An 18,561-nucleotide genomic window follows, 5' to 3' on the forward strand; every position below is an offset into this window, starting at 1 on the left:
ATTATTCAAGTACGCGTGGGTTCGATCAGAACACCACGGTCTTGTTGCCGTGCACCAGCACGCGGTCTTCGAGGTGATAACGCAGGCCACGGGCCAACACCATCTTCTCGACGTCACGGCCGAAACGCACCATGTCTTCGATGCTGTCGCTGTGGCTGACGCGCACCACGTCCTGTTCGATGATCGGACCGGCGTCCAGCTCTTCGGTCACGTAGTGGCAAGTCGCGCCGATCAGCTTCACGCCGCGCAGCGACGCCTGATGGTACGGCTTGGCACCGACGAACGACGGCAGGAAGCTGTGATGAATGTTGATCACCTTGTGCGCGTATTCGCGGCACAGCGCCGGCGGCAGGATCTGCATGTAGCGCGCCAGCACCACCACTTCGGCGTCGTGCTGTTTGACCAGACGCGAGACTTCGGCGAACGCTGGCTCCTTGTCCTGCGGATTGACCGGGACATGGTAATAAGGAATGCCGTGCCACTCGACCATGCTGCGCAGGTCATTGTGGTTGGAAATCACGCAGGAGATTTCGCAATCGAGCTCGTCGCTGTGCCAGCGGTGCAGCAAGTCGGCCAGGCAGTGGGATTCGCGGCTGGCCATCAGCACCACGCGTTTCTTCTGCTCGGTGTCAGTAATGCGCCAGTCCATCGAGAACTCTTCGGCAATCGGCGCAAACTTCTCGCGCAGCACTTCAATACCGAACGGCAGCGAATCGGCACGGATCTCGTGACGCATGAAAAACCAGCCGTTCTGATTATCCGAGTGGTGGCTCGCTTCGGTGATCCAGCCGTTGTGGGATGCCAGAAAGTTACTGACTTTGGCAACGATGCCAACGCGGTCAGGGCAGGAAATCACCAACCGAAAGGTGCGCATGAGGGGGAAACTCCAGAACTTCGCAAAGGCGGCCATTCTAGCGACTGTGCGCGAAATCTGCAGTAATGATGAGCACTTGCCGGAGAGGGCGCGGTTCATGGCGCCTGAGCGCACTGTACGACGAAGCGATGATGCGCCGGTGAAGCTGTTCGGCCAGATAATTGTGAATAATCGTGATGACTGCATCACATTATTTAGATGACCATTCAATTTACCGGTTATTTCACGTAACTAATTCAAATAAAAAATACGCTTAAATGTTTACTTGATGAAACAGCCTGACTATTATTGCGGCACTGTCCCCTGCCATTCAACACATCCGCATAAGGTAGTTACCATGTCCTTGATCAACGAATATCGCGCCACCGAAGAAGCTATCAAAGAGCTGCAAGCGCGTTTGAAAAATCTGTCGCAAGACGACAAATTGCAAGCCGAGCTGGAATTCGAAGGTAAACTGCGCACCCTGATGGGCGAATACTCCAAATCCCTGCGCGACATCATCGCCCTGCTGGATCCGGAATCGAAAACCAAAGGCACCCGTGGCGTCGCAGTCAAAACTACTGGCACCAAGCGCGCACGCAAAGTTAAACAATACAAAAACCCGCACAACGGCGAAGTCATCGAAACCAAAGGTGGCAACCACAAGACCCTGAAAGAGTGGAAAGCCAAGTGGGGCGGTGACGTGGTTGAAGGCTGGGCTACCCTGCTGGGCTAAGCCGCAATGCCTGTCGCAGACTGATTCTGCGGCCCATGAAAAACGCCAGCTTACGCTGGCGTTTTTTTATGCCCGGTATTTCATGGGCACACTATGTTCGATTTCAAAGATTCAAACGTTTGCGCAATGCCTGGACATAATTCTGCCACTCATTGAGCACTTGATTCTGTATCGGCGTCGCATTAAGCGCCCATTGCTGCGCGGCCTCGGCGAAAGATTGCAGGGTATTAGGTGCGCCCATGTGCGGCTCGGACAAACGCTGCTGGCAGAATATTCTCCAGCGCTCTTGCTCGGCAAAATTCAACGTATCGGGAAAGTTGCGTGCGCGATATCGAAAGAGTAATTCCGGCAGACGTTCGTCATCGAACGGCCATTGCTCTTGCGCTAATTGCGCCGGATCCGCTGTCCTCACTTGCTCGCATAGACGCCGATCACGATCACCGATAAATCCATCGTACAACTGCTGTTCCGGATCTTCATTCGGGCTGAAGTCTTCGCTGGCATAAATTGCCGTAACTTTATCTTTCCAAACTTGTTGTGCGTCACTTAGCCGCAGCGCACGCGCCTGGTAGAGCGCCATGTCCAGGCCCAGGCGCTGCTGATCGTCTGCACGCAATACCGACAACGGCGCCACCACCGGGCAGCGATTGATGTGAATCAGTTTGAGCGGCACCGGAAACTCCCCCTCGGCGAGATCATCGCGACGGGTGTACAGGCGCTGACGCAGCGTTTCGGCGTCCAGATCGAGCAGACCTTGCGGGTCAAGGTGCAGGTCACAGACGATCAGGGCATTGCGATTGCGCGGATGCCAGGCCAATGGCAATACCACACCGACATAATGGCGCGCCGCCGAGAAGCGTCCGGAGATGTGCACCAGCGGCTGCAACAGGCGAATCTGATCCATGACTTTCTGTTTACTGCGCAGTTGAAACAGCCAGTCATACAACTTCGGCTGTTTCTCGCGGATCAACCGCGCCAGGGCGATGGTGGCGCGCACGTCCGAGAGCGCTTCGTGAGCATGCCCATGGTCAATGTTGTTGGCGGCTGTCAGGCGTTCGAGCTTGAGGGTGACCTTGCCTGCGTCATCGGTCGGCCAGACCAGACCGTCGGGGCGCAACGCATACGCGGCGCGTACCACATCGATCAGGTCCCAACGACTGTTGCCGCCCTGCCATTCACGGGCATACGGGTCGAAGAAATTGCGATAGAGGCTGTAGCGGGTCATCTCGTCGTCGAAACGCAGGGTGTTGTAACCCGCACCGCAAGTACCGGGTGCCGCCAGTTGCGCATGCACCCGAGTCATGAAATCGGCTTCGCTCAAACCCTGTTCGGCGAGACGGCTCGGGGTGATACCGGTAATGGCGCACGCCGCCGGGTGCGGCAGGATGTCTTCACTGGGCTGGCAGTAGAGGTTGACCGGTTCGTCGATTTCATTGAGATCGTGGTCGGTGCGAATCCCGGCGACCTGCAGCGGGCGGTCATTGCGCGGATTGATGCCGGTGGTTTCGTAGTCGTACCAGAAGATTGAAGTCACGGGCGGTTCCTGAACTTGAGATCGGCAAAGTCTAGGCGTTCAACCGCCATTGCGGCCAGCGCCGTGTCATTCGGCCAGCCTGCGCCACACGCGGTGCAATACATAGTTATGTCGTTTTCCCCCAAGAGGCTGCTAGCATCGGACAAACCTCGTATCCCGATCCGGCCCCATCAGGTAGCCCATGCTCGAGAACACAGCACTGCCACGGAAAGCACCGCTGAACCCGCCACTCGATACCCGCCATCCAGTGGAAACCCCGGAGGGCATCGACCTGCCTTTGCGCCCGGCCGGTCTGATGGTGCGCAGCCTCGCCTTCGGCATCGACCTGGGCATTCGCGGCGCCATCCTCGGCGGATTGTTCCTGGTGCTGGCGTTTCTTGGCCAGCTCGGCATGGGCCTGGGTTCGTTGCTGCTGTTTGCGGTCAGCTGGTGGTACATGGTGCTGTTCGAAGTGCTGCGTCAGGGCCGTTCGCCAGGCAAGCAGTGGATGGGCCTGCGAGTGATCCACGACAACGGTACACCGGTCGGCTGGTCGGCGTCGCTGCTGCGCAACCTGCTGCGTTCTGTCGATCTGCTGCCGTTCGGTTACGCCTTCGGCGCCATCAGTTGCCTGCAACATCCCACCTTCAAACGCCTGGGCGACATCGCCGCCGGCACTCTGGTGGTCTACAGCGAACCGGCCCTGCTTCGCCCGCAATTACCCGACGTCCAGCCGCGCCGCTCGCCCGTACCGCTCAACCTCAGTGAACAACGGGCCCTGCTCGCCTTCGCCGAACGCCAGGCCGAACTGTCGCCGGCGCGGGTCAATGAGCTGGCCGCGCTGCTCGCCCAGCCGCTGCACATCCCGACGCCCAAAGCGGTCAGCGAGCTCAATGGCATCGCCCGCGGCCTGTTGGGTCCGACATGAAGCAGAGTCTTTTCGAAGCTCGCCACAAGGCCGAATGGGAGCGCTTCACCCTCGCCCTCGAACGCCTCGAACATGGCAAGGACACCTCGCAGGCAGCCAGTTTCCCCAAGGCTTATCGACGCCTCTGCCAGCATCTGGCATTGGCGCAGGAGCGCGGTTACAGCAGTTTTCTGATCGACTCGCTGCAACAACTGGTGTTGCGCGGCCACCAGCAGCTGTATCGGCACCGCAGTCGCTTCGCCGCTAACCTGCTCGGTTTCATCCTCGCAGGCTTCCCCCGGCTGGTGCGCGCCGAGTGGCCCTTCGTGCTGGCCGCTGGCCTGGTGTTTTTCGGCAGCCTGATCGGCTTCGCCTTGCTGGTGCATGCCTTTCCCGAACTGATCTACAACCTGATCCCCGCCGAACAGGTGCGCGAAATGCAGACCATGTACGACCCGGTGGCCGGGCACCTCGGGCGCTCGGCCGAACGGGCGGCCAGTGAGGACTGGGTGATGTTCGGTTATTACGTGATGAACAACATCGGCATCGCCTTCCAGACCTTCGCCAGCGGTTTGCTGCTGGGCGTGGGCAGCGCATTTTTCCTGTTCTACAACGGGCTGGTCATCGGTGCGGTCGCCGGGCACCTGACCGAGATCGGATTTGGCCAGACGTTCTGGTCGTTCGTGATCGGCCACGGCGCTTTCGAGCTGACGGCCATTGCCCTGGCGGGGGCGGCGGGGCTGAAACTCGGCTGGAGCGTGATTGCGCCCGGGCGCCTGACGCGCGGCGAGGCGCTGGTGGAGGCCGCGCGCAAAAGTGTGCTGCTGGTGTGCGGGGTCATGCTGTTCCTGTTGATCGCGGCGTTCATCGAAGCGTACTGGTCGTCGAAGACCGGGGTCACACCGCAGATCAAATACGCGGTCGGCGCTGCGTTGTGGATCGCCGTCGCGGCTTATCTGCTGCTCGCCGGAAGGACACGCCATGCGCCTGAGTGATGCCACCGTGGCGATCCGCCCGCGCAGCAGCTGGGAGGCCATGGACCTGGGCGTGCTCATGAGCCAGCAGCATCGACGCCTGCTGATGACCAGTTGGGCCATCGTCACCTTGCCGTTGTTCGCCATGCTGACCTTGTTGCTGTGGGATTCGCCGTCGCTGGCGGTATTGATTTTCTGGTGGCTGAAACCGGCGTACGAGCGCCTGCCGCTGTACATCCTGTCCAAGGCCCTGTTCGGCGAAACGCCCACGCTGAAACAGGCCCTGCGCGAATTTCCACGGCTGTTGAAACCACAACTGCTGGCCAGCCTGACCTGGCGCCGCCTGAGCCTGAGTCGCAGCTTCCTGCTGCCGGTGGTGCAACTCGAAGGCCTCGACGGCACGGCGCGTCAGCAACGCTTGCAGGTGTTGCTGCAACGCAATGCCGGCGCCGCGCAATGGCTGACGATCATCGGCATGCACCTGGAGACCGCGCTGTGGATCGGCCTGATGGTGCTGTTCTACATGCTCCTGCCACAGCAGATCGAAACCGACTGGGACTGGCAATCGCTGATCCTCGACAGCGATCACCACTGGCGTTGGCTGGAGCACCTGACCAACGCTTTCTACGCGCTGGTACTGGTGGTCTGGGAACCGATGTATGTCGCCTGCGGTTTCAGTCTGTATCTGAACCGACGCACTGTACTGGAGGCGTGGGACATCGAACTGGTGTTCCGCCGTTTGCGCCAACGCCTGAACGGCAGCGCTCTGGGCCTGCTGTTGGCCGTCTGTCTATGGTTGCCGACAGTGCCGCCGGCGTGGGCGAATGCGCCGGCCAACGCCCCGGAGGCACCTCGCCTGCTGAATCAACCGCTGACCAGTCAGGCTTCGCACGACAGCATCAAGGCGCTGCTCGAACAACCACCGTTCAAGAACAAGGAAAGCGTGACGCGCTATCGCTTGGGTGACGACCCGGCAGCCCCGGCGGAGGGCAAACCCGGCGAGGCCCCACAATGGCTGAAAACCCTGCTCGGCTGGCTCGACGGTCAACGCTTCAATGCTGTGGCGGTCTTGATCGAGGTGCTGCTGTGGGGCGCGTTGCTCGCGGCTATCGGCTGGCTGATCTGGCGATACCGCGAATTCCTGCGCACCTTCGTCAGCCGTCGGCCGAAGCCGCCCGCCCGCGTCCGGCCACCTGCTCCACAACAAGCATTCGGCCTTGACCTGAACCCGCAATCCCTGCCCGACGACATCGCCGCCAGCGCCGAACAACTCTGGCAAACCCAGCCGCGCGCCGCGCTGGGCCTGCTCTATCGCGGATTGCTCAGCCGTCTGCTGCACGATTTTGCCCTGACCTTGAAACCCGCCGACACCGAGCATCAGGTACTGCTGCGGGTTGAGCAATTGCAGCACCCTGAACTGCTGGCGTTCAGTCGCAGCCTGACGCTGCACTGGCAGAACATGGCCTATGGGCACCGCATGCCGGCGGCCCATCTGCGACAGGAACTGTGTGACGGTTGGCGCGCCTTGTTCGACCATGGAGCGCACGCTTGAGCCGGCGCAGCGCGTGGCTGCTCGGCGGGCTGATCGTCGCCCTGCTCGCCGCGTTGAGCGTTTATCTGTACGTCAAGGCCCGGCCCTATCAGGAAGTGATCGATCACGGCCCGTCGCCCCAGGCGCAAGCCAATCCTTATCTGGCGGCAGAAATGTTTTTGCGCGAGCACGGCCTCAACGTCAGCCATGCTGAAACGCTGGCGGTGCTGCCCGATATTGATCCGCGCCGGCACACCCTGCTGTTGTTTGGCGAGCGTTCGCGGATGACACCACGGCAGGTTGATCAAGTGTTGAACTGGGCTCGCGCCGGCGGGCGAATCGTGTTCGTGGCCGAAGCGTTGTGGGACAAGCAGGCCAAACAGAGCGATGACCTGTTGCTGGACCGGGTGCAGTTGCACCAGTCGCTGAGCAAGGATCTCAAGGAACCGCCGGCGGACCTGGCCGATGACCCGTACCCGAGCCTGACCAAACTCTACCTCGAAGACGAGGACGCGCCGGCCTACGCCGGTTTCGACACCGCGTTCCATCTGGACGACCCGAAGAATCTCGCCCAGGCCTGGGCCAACAGCGCCAGGGCCACGCACATGATGCAATTGCCCTACGGTGTCGGCTCGATCACGGTCGTCACCGATGCCGAGCTGTGGAAAACCCCGGCCATCGCCAAGCACGACAATGCCTGGCTGCTCTGGTACCTGAGCGCCGACACCGACGTCACGCTGATTTACAGCACGGCGCACGATGGTCTGCTGACCTTGCTCTGGCGTTACTTCCCGCACGCCATCGTCGCCCTGCTGGCGCTGATCGGTCTGGGCCTGTGGCATGTTGCTGTGCGCCATGGGCCACTGCAGGCACCTGCCCCGAGTGGCCGTCGCCAGTTGCAGGAACACTTGCGCGCCAGTGCCGATTTCATCCTGCGCCACAACGGTCAGCACACGCTGTTGCAAGCCCTGCAACAGGACGTGCTGCGCCGCGCTCGCCGCCGCTATCCCGGCTTCGACCAGTTGAACGTGGCTGAGCAATGGCTGGTGCTGTCGCGCCTGACCCGACAGCCGACCCGCGCCATCAGCCAGGCCCTGAGCCCGCTGCCGAAACAGCGCATGAGCAGCGCTGATTTCAGTCGCCAGGTGGCCCACCTGCAAACCTTGAGGAACACGCTATGAGTGAACAGATCGAGCCCGGCAGCGCCACCCACGCCGCCCAGCAACGCCAGCGTGCCAGCCAGTTGGCGCAAGCGCTGCGCGGCGAATTGCAAAAGGCCTTGATCGGCCAGAACAGCGTGATCGACGACGTGCTGACCGCGTTGATCGCTGGCGGCCATGTGCTGCTCGAAGGCGTCCCCGGACTTGGCAAGACGCTGCTGGTTCGCGCCCTGGCGAAATGCTTCGGCGGCGAGTTCGCGCGCATCCAGTTCACCCCGGACCTGATGCCCAGCGACGTCACCGGCCACGCGGTCTACGACCTGCAAAGCGAACAATTCAAGTTGCGCAAAGGGCCGCTGTTCACCCACCTGCTGCTGGCCGACGAGATCAACCGCGCCCCGGCCAAGACTCAAGCCGCCTTGCTCGAAGCGATGCAGGAACGCCAGGTCACCCTCGAAGGCCGGGCGCTGCCGATCGCCCAGCCGTTCATGGTGCTCGCCACGCAAAATCCGATCGAGCAGGAAGGCACTTATCCACTGCCGGAAGCCGAGCTCGACCGTTTCATGCTCAAGGTGCGCATGGATTACCCGGAGGCCGAGCAGGAGTTGAACATGGTGCGTCAGGTCAGCCGCTCGACCCGCGCCGACATGCTTGATGTACAGCCGCTGCGCACGGTCTTGCAGGCCAAGGACGTGCAGGCCTTGCAACGCATCGCCAGCGACCTGCCGATTGACGACCAAGTGCTGGATTACGCGGTACGACTGGCACGCAGCACCCGCTCCTGGCCCGGCCTGACCCTCGGTGCCGGCCCGCGAGCCTCGATTGCGCTGGTGCGATGCGCCCGCGCCCGTGCGCTGCTGCGTGGCGGCGAGTTTGTGCTTCCCGATGACATCAAGGGCTGCGCGCTCTCGGTGCTGCGCCATCGAGTGCGAGTAGCGCCGGAGCTGGACATCGAAGGTCTGCAGGTCGATCAGGTACTGCAGCAGTTGCTCGACCAAGTGCCGGCGCCGCGCCTGTGAGGATCCAGAAAAGATCGAAAGATCGCAGCCTTCGGCAGCTCCAACAGGGGATCGCGCTCTATGCAGGAACTGCCGCAGGCTGCGATCTTTTCAGCAGACAAACCGGTGCAGCGCCATGAAACCCTCACGTCTGTTATTGATCTGGCTCGCCGCGCTGTGCCTCATCGGTATCCTCAAGGGCACGCTACAAGCCCTCGACATCGACGTGCCCGCCACGCTGTCGGCGATCAACTGGGGCTTGCTCCTGGCGCTGCTGGTACTGGCGATCATTGATGCGCTGCGCCTCAGCCACCTGCCGTCGCCGCGCCTACAGCGCCAGACGCCCGGCAGCCTGGCGCTCGGACGCTGGAGTGAGGTACGGCTGCAGCTCAGCCATGACTTCAACGGGCCGGTCGCGGTGGAGATTTTCGACCATGTGCCACAGGGGCTGAGTTTCGAAAACCTGCCGCAGGTGGTCGAACTGCAACCCGGGCAATACAGCGAGGTCGGCTATCGCCTGCGCCCGCTCAAGCGTGGCCACTTCAGCTTCGAGCATTGCGAAATCAATCTGCCCAGCCCGTTCGGTCTGTGGACAGGCAAACGCCTGCTCGACGTGAGCGGTGAGATCCGCGTCTATCCGGACTTCGCAAAACTCTACGGTGGGCAGTTGCTGGCGGTGGACAACTGGCTCAGCCAACTCGGTGTGCGCCAACGCCAGCGTCGCGGACAGGGTCAGGAATTTCATCAGTTGCGCGAATTTCGCGAGGGCGACAGCCTGCGCCAGATCGACTGGAAAGCCACCGCCCGTCAGCGCACGCCGATTGCCCGCGAGTACGAGGATGAACGCGACCAGCAGATCATGTTCATGCTCGATTGCGGCCGGCAAATGCGCAGCCAGGATGGCGAGCTGTCGCATTTCGACCATGCCCTGAATGCGTGTCTGCTGCTGAGCCACGTGGCCCTGCGTCAGGGTGATGCCGTGGGGCTGAGCACATTCGCCGCCGCGCAACCGCGTTTTCTCGCACCGATCAAAAGTTCAAGTCAGCTCAAGGTCCTGCTCAACGCCGTCTATGATCTGGACAGCAGTCAGCGTCCTGCCGACTATTCAACCGCGATCAATCAGCTGTTGGCGCGGCAGAAGCGCCGGGCGCTGATCGTGCTGCTGACCAACCTGCGTGACGAGGACACCGAAGACCTGCTCGCCAGCGTCAAACGTCTGAGCCAGCAGCATCAAGTGCTGGTGGTCAGCCTGCGCGAGGAAACCCTCGATCGCGTGCGCAATGCCCCGGTACAAACGCTGCCCGAAGCACTGGCTTATTGCGGCACGGTGGATTACCTCAATGCCCGGGCAGAGTTGCATGAGCGGTTGAATGCGCAGGCAGTTCAGGTGCTCGATGTACAGCCCGGAGAGTTGAGCGCCGCATTAGTGACTGAGTACCTCAACTGGAAGAAGGCCGGAACGCTCTGAGCCCGGCTGCCGTTCCCTCACACGTTCTCAGTTACGGTAATAAACAACTCCTCGTAGGCCAAAAAGGTTTGGGCGTTCAGCTTTTCCCGACCTGCTCGCGGGAAGATGAACTTGACGTACGCGATCCCGTCAGCGTCGGACCTCATCGAGCCCAGCGACGAATTCGAATAGAACCACGCAATATTTCTGTTGGCTACAGGCTGCCCTGTCTGCTGGTCAATGATTCTGACTTCGACATGCGCCTCGCTGCCGACAACATTTCGCGGTGAAAGATTAGTGATGCGCTCAAACATGGGAATTTGTGCAGGATCGAATACGTAAAAAGTCCATGTTTTGGAACTTCCAAGACCGACACTCGCTTCGAGCCTGTTCGGCCCCAACTCGATCGGGCTCAGTTGCAGTGTCGACTTGCCATCCATATCTGTAGTGGTGACAAGCAGGTCCAGGCCGGGGATCCGCCACCGGACTTTAATCCCTTCCAGCGGCTTGCCATCATTCCGGGAGACTACACGCACAACCGCGCTGACTGACTGCCCCAAGTTGATGTCAGTGTACAAACTGGTCAACGACTCAATCACCGGCACCAGCCCGCCATACACCAACTGCGCCATATCCCAACCGCCTACTCCACCACTGACCGTGGCAGACAATACGTCATCCTGTTCAGCCGGATAATTAAAGGTCAAACGCGCAATCCCCTCCTCATCCGTCACCGACGGCGTCAAGGCACTGCCGGCAAAATCCCAGCGCACCTGCACCCTCGCCAGCGGCAAACCGGTGCGTGCCGACACCACTCTGGCAATGGCTTGCGCGCGGTCCTCATTGGGTGGCAAACGAGAATCTTCCGGTTCGTACAACTCGCTGATGACGCGCGGTTCTTCAAGCGTATAGGGCAGCTCGACCGACTCCGAATGCGCCGTCTCTCCCACCGTCGCCGTCACTACCGCCGGGCCCGGCGTCTGCGGTTTGAAGCGCACAGTGGCAACACCATAAAAGTCGGTCAGACGGGTGGTCGTCCCCAAATCCTCATTGCGCCAGGTCACCAATACGCCGGCGATACCTTGACCGGAAACGGACGACACCACTTTCACCTGCTCGACCAGTTCCTCCTCCCATTCCAGCACTTGCTGAACGCTGGTACTGGTGAGCAGTTTCCACACTTGCTCGCCCTCCCCCAGCGACATCGCGTTGGCCGGCGACAGGCTGGCCAGACGCTCAGCCCCGAGACGCAAGGCGAAGCCACCGTCCTTCAAGTCGGCACAGCGCAAGGAATAGCGCAGAAAACCGAAGGCTGAAGGCTGGCGTGGCGCGCCGAGCGCGGGTTCGAAACTCAGCCCCAGTTCCACTGGGCCAATGCCGGTCAAACCCAGGGTCAGTTTCTGCTCGAGCAACGGGCTGCCCTCCGGGAACAGTACCTCGATGGCATGTGAGCCATTGCGTCGTGGAAAGTACGTGTGTTTGCCCCATGAATGTTCATCATGTCCATCGAACCGCACCCGCACATCTTCCCAAGGGTCACGGGCAAGTGCCGTAAAAGACAGGGCACGCTGTTCCTCATAGCCATCGAACAGGCTGTGCACATGGGCCACCACCTCCTGCTGACCCGCCGTGCCCGGCAGCAGGCCAAACCCCGACCAGCCGAGGTCATCGCTGGCGACGGTGTCGGAGCCGATTGCGCTCTTCCACTGCACCGCCACCTGCGCGACTGCCTGGCGGGTGAAAGCCGAGACCACCCGGATCCAGCTCCAGGCTTTGTCCTTGCCAACAACAGCATCGACTGCGGACTCATGCCAGTCTTCGATTCGCAACTTGTTATGGCCGAGCTGCATCGGAGTCGCGCTCATGGGCCGACTCAACGCAGGTAGATAAAGCTCAAGCGTGAAGTTGCCAGTCGCTTTGCTCAAACTTAGGTCCAGTGTCCATTCGAGACCGCCGTCAGCAAGTGGTCGGGCAATATCGGGCGCCGGCTCGATCTTCGCACCCAGCTCATCGGCCGGCGTTCCCTGCCATATCAATATGGCCTGCAATCCCACCAGAGGGCTCAAGGCATTGGGCAGGTAACGCAAAGTGTGCGTGGCCCCGATGCAGGGAAACATTCTCTGACTGGCGATGGTCGCAGTCACCTGATCCAGCATCACCGTCAGTTCATCCACAAGCGCTGTAGAGATCAGCCGCCCGAACAACTCCCGGGGCGCGGCCAGCACCGGACTGCTCAAGGTCAGGCTGAACAGACTGCTGGTACTCGAGTCGACTTGCGAACTGAACGTCCACTCCAGCCCGCTTGCCTCAAGCTTGCGCGGCTCGCCGATAGACGTGACGGTCAACCCGATTCCCGGCGACGCCCCTCGCCATTGCAGTGTCACCATCTGGTCAAGCAGCACACTGCCGGCCATGGGTTCGACTTTCAGTGTGTGGGGGGCTCCGCGCCAGCACAGCAACCCCAGCTCGGCCAGATCGACGTCTACATCGTCGAACACAATCCTGACCTGATCCTTCCACGGACTGCTGGCCAGCGCCGTCACTGCAAACGTTCGCTCTATCGGCACCGCTTCATCGTGGGCCAGCACGCGAGCGGTCACCACCCGTTCACCGGCGTGGCCTGGTTGATACAGCACACTGGCCCAGCCGCCGATCCCCGATCGGGTGACAATCGTGCCTTCGGGCGTCTGCCAGTCCACCCGTGCATTGTTGACCGGATCGCCGTCGCCACTGGTGACCACATGCACCACCTGTACCCGCAACAGAACACTTTCGCCTTCGTCCACCACGGGAAACTTGTTGGCCTCCTGAACGTCACCAATGCGCACCAGATTGCGTGCCAGTGACATCGGTTTTCTGTCCGAACGCAGCAATAACTTCGAGCACGAAAGCTGCAACTGAAAACGCCCGTCAAGCTCGTCCCGGCAGTCCAGTTCCCAGCTCAGGTCGGCGGCGCTGGAGGGCACCCATTCTTCCAGCTCGGGACGTACCTCCACACCCAACTGTGCCGCGCTATCGCCTTCCCAGTGCATGGCCAGCTCAGTGCCAAGTAACGCCTCAGGCAGCCGCACACTCAGCTGATAAGTCGAACCCCGATTGGGATAACCGGTCTTTTGCGCCCAAGGCGAGGTAACGTCTTCTACCACGGCCAGTACGTCCTTCCATGGATCGGTCGCCAGCACTCGAACGTCGAGCTTCGTGGTTTCGACACCGCTGGCGTAGTAAGGGCTCGCCACCGAGGCCAGAATGGCAATGTCGCCTGCCGCAACGGGCAGATAATCGACATACGCCCAGCCTTCCGGGTCAGTGGGGGTCGTACTCAGCACACCCTGCTCTTCTGTGGCCCAGGTCACCGTGCGTCCAGCCAGAAACTGACCGGTGTACCAGGACGCTACGCGCACCCCCAGACGCACTGATTGCCCCAACTCCAGCACCGGGAAATACGCAGCCTCCAGCACCTCATCGAACATCAGCCGGTGATGCCCCAGCGAGACCTGCATCGAGTAAGGCTCGGCGGTGAACTGGTTCACCAGTTGCAGCGTGAACAAGTAAGGTTCCTGATCACCGATCAATGGACATTGAAGGAGCCACGCTGAATCCAGTGGTTGATCCACGCCCCAGGCAGGGGTCGCAATAATGGCGCCTTGTGGATTGTCATCGCTCACCAACGCAGCGCTGGTGTGCAACCAGGGACTGTCGGGGGCGAGTATGAACTCAAGCCGGTGCTGCAAGTCCCCCATCGCGCCCAGACACAAGTGAACCGGCTCGTCAGGTAACAAATGCTCTGCGTCTACCTTCACCGTGCGCACCTGCGGCAGCGCCAGGTGCAATTCCAGGCGAATGCGGGTGATCAAAACCCGCAGGTGATAGTCCTCGGGATCAGCATTTTCCGGAGCGACGATTGTGAGGCGAATCTTGTCCTCGCGCTGCCCCGGAAATTCCAGCGAAGTGCTGCAGAACGTCGGTTTGAAATCCAGCGGCTGCCCATTGGCAATCCGGACCTGCTCCTCTGCAGCGTCGCGAGCGCTGCCCGGCGGCAACGGTATTTCTCTCAACGGGGTGCCATCTTCAGCCGTGATGAGTATGTTTCCCGGTTCGGTGTGCCGCGTTTCATACATGAAACTCAGCACATACCGGGCACTGTCACTTGGTTGCAAAGGTAAAGTGAACGTTTGATGGACAGAGGCAAGGTTTCCCGCAGCAAGCACTTTAATCTGCACATCTTCATACACTTCGCCTATGACTGAGATCTCACGTCCATTGTTGCCCTTGTTCCAGAACTCCAGACCCTCACGGAAATCCCCATTGAGCACCAGACTGTCATTGGCCTGAATCACGGGTTCAAACATGTTGGTCTGCTCCTTGGTTATTACGTGAGCGGGACGTCAGCGCCCGGGTGACCAGGTCTTTGACGGCGAGGGTAAACGTCGGCTCACCGGCCTTGGCCGTGTACCGCACGCGCACAATGATGTCGGTAAGCGAGTTGAGCATCGACGCTTGCCGCTCGCATGTGGGCCAGGGAAAGTGCAACTGCCAGCGCGAAACCGCGCCGGTGTTCTCGAACGGGTTGAGCAAGCCCTCATCCGGTTTAGAGGCGTTCATGCCTGTGTCGGCGATCCCTGCCGATAAACCGATCTGCTGACCACTGCGCAGATTGAACAGCACCTCGTCCGGCGCCACCTTGCCCGCGGGACGATGCAGGTACTCGACGGACTGCGCCGTAGCCTGGGTAGCGATCATGCTGCCGATCTGCAGCAGCGTTGCCTGTAGGTCCTGATAAGAGCCGAGCAGTCCGGGCGTATGGACCTCGACCAGGTTGATCAGCCGGCAATACTCGCCGGGGTGATCGCGATCGAATGACAGCTGCGTCAGCTGAAATTCCAGCGTGCCCTTGTCGGTCAGCTCTTTCAGTGCCTGGGTCCAGTCGGAGAATCCCGGCTGCGGATCTTTCCGGTCATCGAACAAGCGTCGCAACGAAACGGTCTTGACCCGCTCCAGACGGCGTTCATGGCTTTGCAGGTACAGGCGGTCCATGCGCAGCAGGTATTCGCGCAAGTGCTCACCGGCGGTCAATCCGTGACGATTGTCCAGCCAGACCTGTGGTAACGCCTCAACGGTGTCGTAATTGCCGGTTTCAGCACTCAACGACGCACGGGCACTCAGGCACAGACTGACCACCGCATCGTAAGCCTGATAGTGCAAGGCCTTGAGCTGGCCCAGGAGCCAACCGAACAATTCGGCGTTGGTCGCACGTTTTTTCAGGTAGTTGTAGAGCGTCAGCGCCTGACCGTTGGCCCGCAGGGTTTGCTCCAGACTCTTCCTGGCCGCTTCCACGGCGAATGTTTGCGCGGTGATCTGCCCGGCCAGCGCCGCGACTTCGGCCAATGCCTGATCGCGTTGCAATTCCCACTCCCTGCGGCGCAGGCGGTAGCTTTCGGTGAGGGCTTGTTTATCTGCGTCGACCTGCACAATCATCGCGCCGAGCTCCAGACCATAGACCACGGCATCGGCGATTTTTTCTGGACGATGACCACCGTTGGCCACGCCGAAAATATTCGGCAGGGCCCCCACGACTGCGCCTCCGGTCTTGATCGCGTGCGTCCCTGCATTCATCCATTTGACGGCCTGCAGCTTTTCCATGACCTGGTATTCGGCATCGCTGATGTGTTCGTCGTACCAGGCGTTGTATCGTTCGGCCCGCTGCCTGGCCATGGTCTGACTCTGACTCAGGGCCGTGAGCCCCGCTTCAAGCTGGGCAATGGATTGTTCTTGAACCGCACGGGCGTAATCGCCCAGTTCCTTGAGATGCTCTTGCTGCAGTTCTTCCTGCTCGGCCCGATCGCGCTGTTCCAGCAGGCGCAAAACCTGGCTGCCGTACTCCTGCAAGGTCTGCACGGCGCGCAATGCCGCCTCGTAGGTGACCCGCCAGCGGAAGGCGCCCACCACCAGACGTCCGCCCATCGGTCGCGGCAGGCCAACGCCGCCAGCGGCCAGATCGCGCAACAATTGATTGGGATCGGTGGGCGGGCTGAACAGCGCAACGTCCAGTGGTTTGCCATCCAGGGTCAGGTTGTTGCGCAAGTTGTTCAGACGCTGGCCCGGCCAGTCGAACAGATCAAGCAACTGTTCGTTGATCGGCAGTTTGAACGGCTCGTTCGCCAGCAGGCCCATCAACGGTGACGCTTCGGCAGCCGGGGGAATGTCTGCCGGAGAAAACTGCAGTTCCTGCTCGAACTGTTCGAGCGCAGGGCGGTTCGTGCTCTGTCTCAACAAGTCGTCTACCGTCTGCGCTTGCCAACGAGTCACCGCGCGAACAGAGGGTGGCTTGCCCATCAGAAACTCGGCTTGTACGTAACACAGTTTTGCCGCCACCAGCGCATCGCGGGTGAGCTGACGGTAGTACCAGTCGCCCCAAGCGACCAGGTTTCTCACGTAATCGGTGAACAACAGAATCTGATAGTGCTGTGGCGCGGCATAGGCGATCGCATCAGGATCGGTGGGCATCTGTGCTTCGTGCCCGACTTTCCCCTCGCTGTACAGAGGACGGCAGCGCCAAAAACGAGGTTTTTTCGGCTCCACCGACGTTTCAACGGCTTGCGGATCGAACACATAGTGCAGCCAGTTCTGCGCTTCCAGATAGCGATCCTCAGCCCGCAAACGGGTCGCCACCAGATGCGGCAGATGAAAAAACAGCTCCCAGAAATACAGACCATTGGCCCCGTCGAACGCCCCGTTCGGCTCATCGATCGGTCCCGCAGCTGGAGGTGGTTCGGTCAGGAACTGGGTGTCCCAGTCCAGTACGGCATCCACGGAGACATTGCTGCGCTGCACCAGCTCCGGGCCGAACAGCGAATTCAAGCGCGTGCGGGACAACACACCATGCTGCCTGAAGCCGATGAACTGCGCGGGATCCAGCGTATTTTTTTCCAGCGTCGGCGGCACGAAACGGGTGATTTTGGTCAGCGAGACTGTAAATTGCCTGCTGCCTTGTTCGGCGTTGCTCAAGGAGAACTCGACCAGCCCGGTGAATCCTCCTTTCAAGCGCTTGAGTTCCATCCATTGAGTGGCCCACCCCCCTGCAACCGATTCTGATGCCTTGACAGGTACAGGGTCGCCTTCTGCACCATTGCTCAGTGCCAACTCAAACTCGGCGCGCTCGCCGGTGTTTCCGCCCGTTGCCCGACACAGCCCCCTGACCCAGAGAAAATCCTCTGTACCCTTCTCCGAAAACACCGCCTGCAGCCCGTAATAACCCGTCAGCGGTCCCGAGGTCTCACTCTTGATCGCGACCACTGGCTGATTCTTCGGCGTCAGCGAATGCTGCAAGGTCAGAATATCGGTGAAGCGTTCATTGGCCAGATGATCGAGCCAAGTGCCGTTGTCTTCGGCCAGCGGACGAAAGAGCACATCACGCGTGGCGCGTACTTCCAGACCCGCCGGGCTGGTGAGCAATACACCCAGCCGTCCCTTGGGGTGAATCAGGTCATCGGCCAACGTCATCGCCAGCAACCGGGCATCCGCGCTGGTATCGCTGTCCTGATCAGCGCTGTACAGGCTCAGTGGTGCGGACCATTCCGCGTTCTGGCTCATGAACGCCAGGTTGATATCCAGCTTGGGGGGCACATAGCCGTTCGCCCCTTTTTCACCTACCTGATCAGACCATTCGGCCCACACCAGACACAAGCGTCCCGCCCAGACCAGCGGCCGTATATCCAGAACCCGGCCGCCCACCGGAATGTCGACGGGTTGCCATTCATTCCATGTCGACGGGTTGCCATTCATTCCATGTCGCCGGGTTGACCGGATTGCCGGCAGTGGTGAGGTCGATGTCGGCCTTGCGCCAGTAATACTGCAACGGCTGCACCCGCTGACGACCGACGAAATAGTAAGTTGCACGGCTTGCCGAATCGCCCTCCAGGCAGGCGCTGATGACGTCCAGATTGCAGGTCTGTTCGAATGCCTTGAGGTATTCCTGCAACGCACGCCGCACCGAATCGTCGGTCAGACGCGTTTGGTTCAAGTCATTTTCCAGTGCCTTGAACAGACGGGTCTTGCGTTGCCGCACAAAGGGATTGATGAAGTTTTCCGGATAGTATGCGATCAACGTCAGTGCCGCCCAGTCGGGGTAATTGCTGTACAGCTCCCAGAGTTTCAAGTGTTCTGTCGGGAAAACCGTGTCTTTGTAACCCGGCTCAAGCTTGCGATAGGCCGCATGGATGAATTGCTGCGCGCAACTGGTCGCCTCGGCGACCCACGAACTTTGCACCGGGTAGTTGTCCAGCGGATCCATGCGCAATAACTCGAACAGATCCTGCGGCGTTTTCACGAAAGAGTAATTTTCTCTGGCAGCCTGACCGATGCAGTACTCGACCAATGCTGCGCGGCGTTTTTCCAACAAGGGAGACAATTTGCGCTGGGTCATGGTCTTGTCCTGAGTCGTGG

General features: G+C 60.5%; 12 protein-coding genes. 7 read left to right on the forward strand and 5 right to left on the reverse strand.

The genetic code is table 11. The features are described from left to right. Positions 1 to 25 precede the first annotated feature (25 nt). Complete coding sequence (gene purU / locus AC193Q_RS13765; RefSeq protein WP_003227580.1) at positions 26 to 874, reverse strand: formyltetrahydrofolate deformylase; 849 nt, start codon at positions 872 to 874, stop codon at positions 26 to 28. Between the two features lie 337 nt (positions 875 to 1,211). On the opposite strand from purU, the gene mvaT reads away from it, so the two are divergent. After that, positions 1,212 to 1,589, forward strand: coding sequence for a histone-like nucleoid-structuring protein MvaT (gene mvaT / locus AC193Q_RS13770; protein ID WP_041068510.1), 378 nt, complete (start codon positions 1,212 to 1,214; stop codon positions 1,587 to 1,589). Between the two features lie 103 nt (positions 1,590 to 1,692). On the opposite strand, the gene sbcB is transcribed toward mvaT, so the two are convergent. Further along, positions 1,693 to 3,123: an exodeoxyribonuclease I gene (sbcB, locus tag AC193Q_RS13775; RefSeq protein WP_483878531.1), complete on the reverse strand. Its 1,431-nt coding sequence runs from the start codon at positions 3,121 to 3,123 to the stop codon at positions 1,693 to 1,695. A gap of 181 nt (positions 3,124 to 3,304) precedes the next feature. On the opposite strand from sbcB, the gene AC193Q_RS13780 reads away from it, so the two are divergent. The 6 genes from AC193Q_RS13780 to AC193Q_RS13805 all read left to right on the forward strand — a co-directional run bounded on the left by AC193Q_RS13780 (position 3,305) and on the right by AC193Q_RS13805 (position 10,140). After that, positions 3,305 to 4,030, forward strand: a complete 726-nt coding sequence (locus tag AC193Q_RS13780) for an RDD family protein (RefSeq protein ID WP_121186884.1) — start codon at positions 3,305 to 3,307, stop codon at positions 4,028 to 4,030. Continuing rightward, positions 4,027 to 5,004, forward strand: coding sequence for a stage II sporulation protein M (locus AC193Q_RS13785; protein ID WP_483878532.1), 978 nt, complete (start codon positions 4,027 to 4,029; stop codon positions 5,002 to 5,004). The genes AC193Q_RS13780 and AC193Q_RS13785 overlap by 4 nt, the downstream gene beginning before the upstream one ends. Continuing rightward, entirely contained in the window at positions 4,991 to 6,535 is a 1,545-nt protein-coding gene (locus AC193Q_RS13790) for a DUF4129 domain-containing protein (RefSeq protein WP_483878533.1), read from the forward strand. Before AC193Q_RS13785 ends, AC193Q_RS13790 begins: the two co-directional genes overlap by 14 nt. Then, complete coding sequence (locus tag AC193Q_RS13795; RefSeq protein WP_483878534.1) at positions 6,532 to 7,695, forward strand: DUF4350 domain-containing protein; 1,164 nt, start codon at positions 6,532 to 6,534, stop codon at positions 7,693 to 7,695. The genes AC193Q_RS13790 and AC193Q_RS13795 overlap by 4 nt, the downstream gene beginning before the upstream one ends. Continuing rightward, entirely contained in the window at positions 7,692 to 8,693 is a 1,002-nt protein-coding gene (locus tag AC193Q_RS13800) for an AAA family ATPase (protein WP_483878535.1), read from the forward strand. The genes AC193Q_RS13795 and AC193Q_RS13800 overlap by 4 nt, the downstream gene beginning before the upstream one ends. Positions 8,694 to 8,808: 115 nt before the next feature. Further along, positions 8,809 to 10,140, forward strand: coding sequence for a DUF58 domain-containing protein (locus AC193Q_RS13805; RefSeq protein ID WP_483878536.1), 1,332 nt, complete (start codon positions 8,809 to 8,811; stop codon positions 10,138 to 10,140). Between the two features lie 17 nt (positions 10,141 to 10,157). Here AC193Q_RS13805 and AC193Q_RS13810 read toward each other — a convergent pair whose 3' ends face one another. From AC193Q_RS13810 to AC193Q_RS13820, 3 genes are read right to left on the reverse strand one after another with little or no spacing between them, the layout of a single operon-like run. Continuing rightward, complete coding sequence (locus tag AC193Q_RS13810; protein WP_483878537.1) at positions 10,158 to 14,468, reverse strand: Ig-like domain-containing protein; 4,311 nt, start codon at positions 14,466 to 14,468, stop codon at positions 10,158 to 10,160. Next, entirely contained in the window at positions 14,461 to 17,901 is a 3,441-nt protein-coding gene (locus tag AC193Q_RS13815) for a Tc toxin subunit A-related protein (protein WP_483878538.1), read from the reverse strand. The genes AC193Q_RS13810 and AC193Q_RS13815 overlap by 8 nt, the downstream gene beginning before the upstream one ends. After that, positions 17,873 to 18,541, reverse strand: a complete 669-nt coding sequence (locus AC193Q_RS13820) for a neuraminidase-like domain-containing protein (RefSeq protein ID WP_483878539.1) — start codon at positions 18,539 to 18,541, stop codon at positions 17,873 to 17,875. Before AC193Q_RS13820 ends, AC193Q_RS13815 begins: the two co-directional genes overlap by 29 nt. Between the last annotated feature and the right edge of the window lie 20 nt (positions 18,542 to 18,561).

The organism is Pseudomonas sp. F2, from assembly GCF_057174385.1.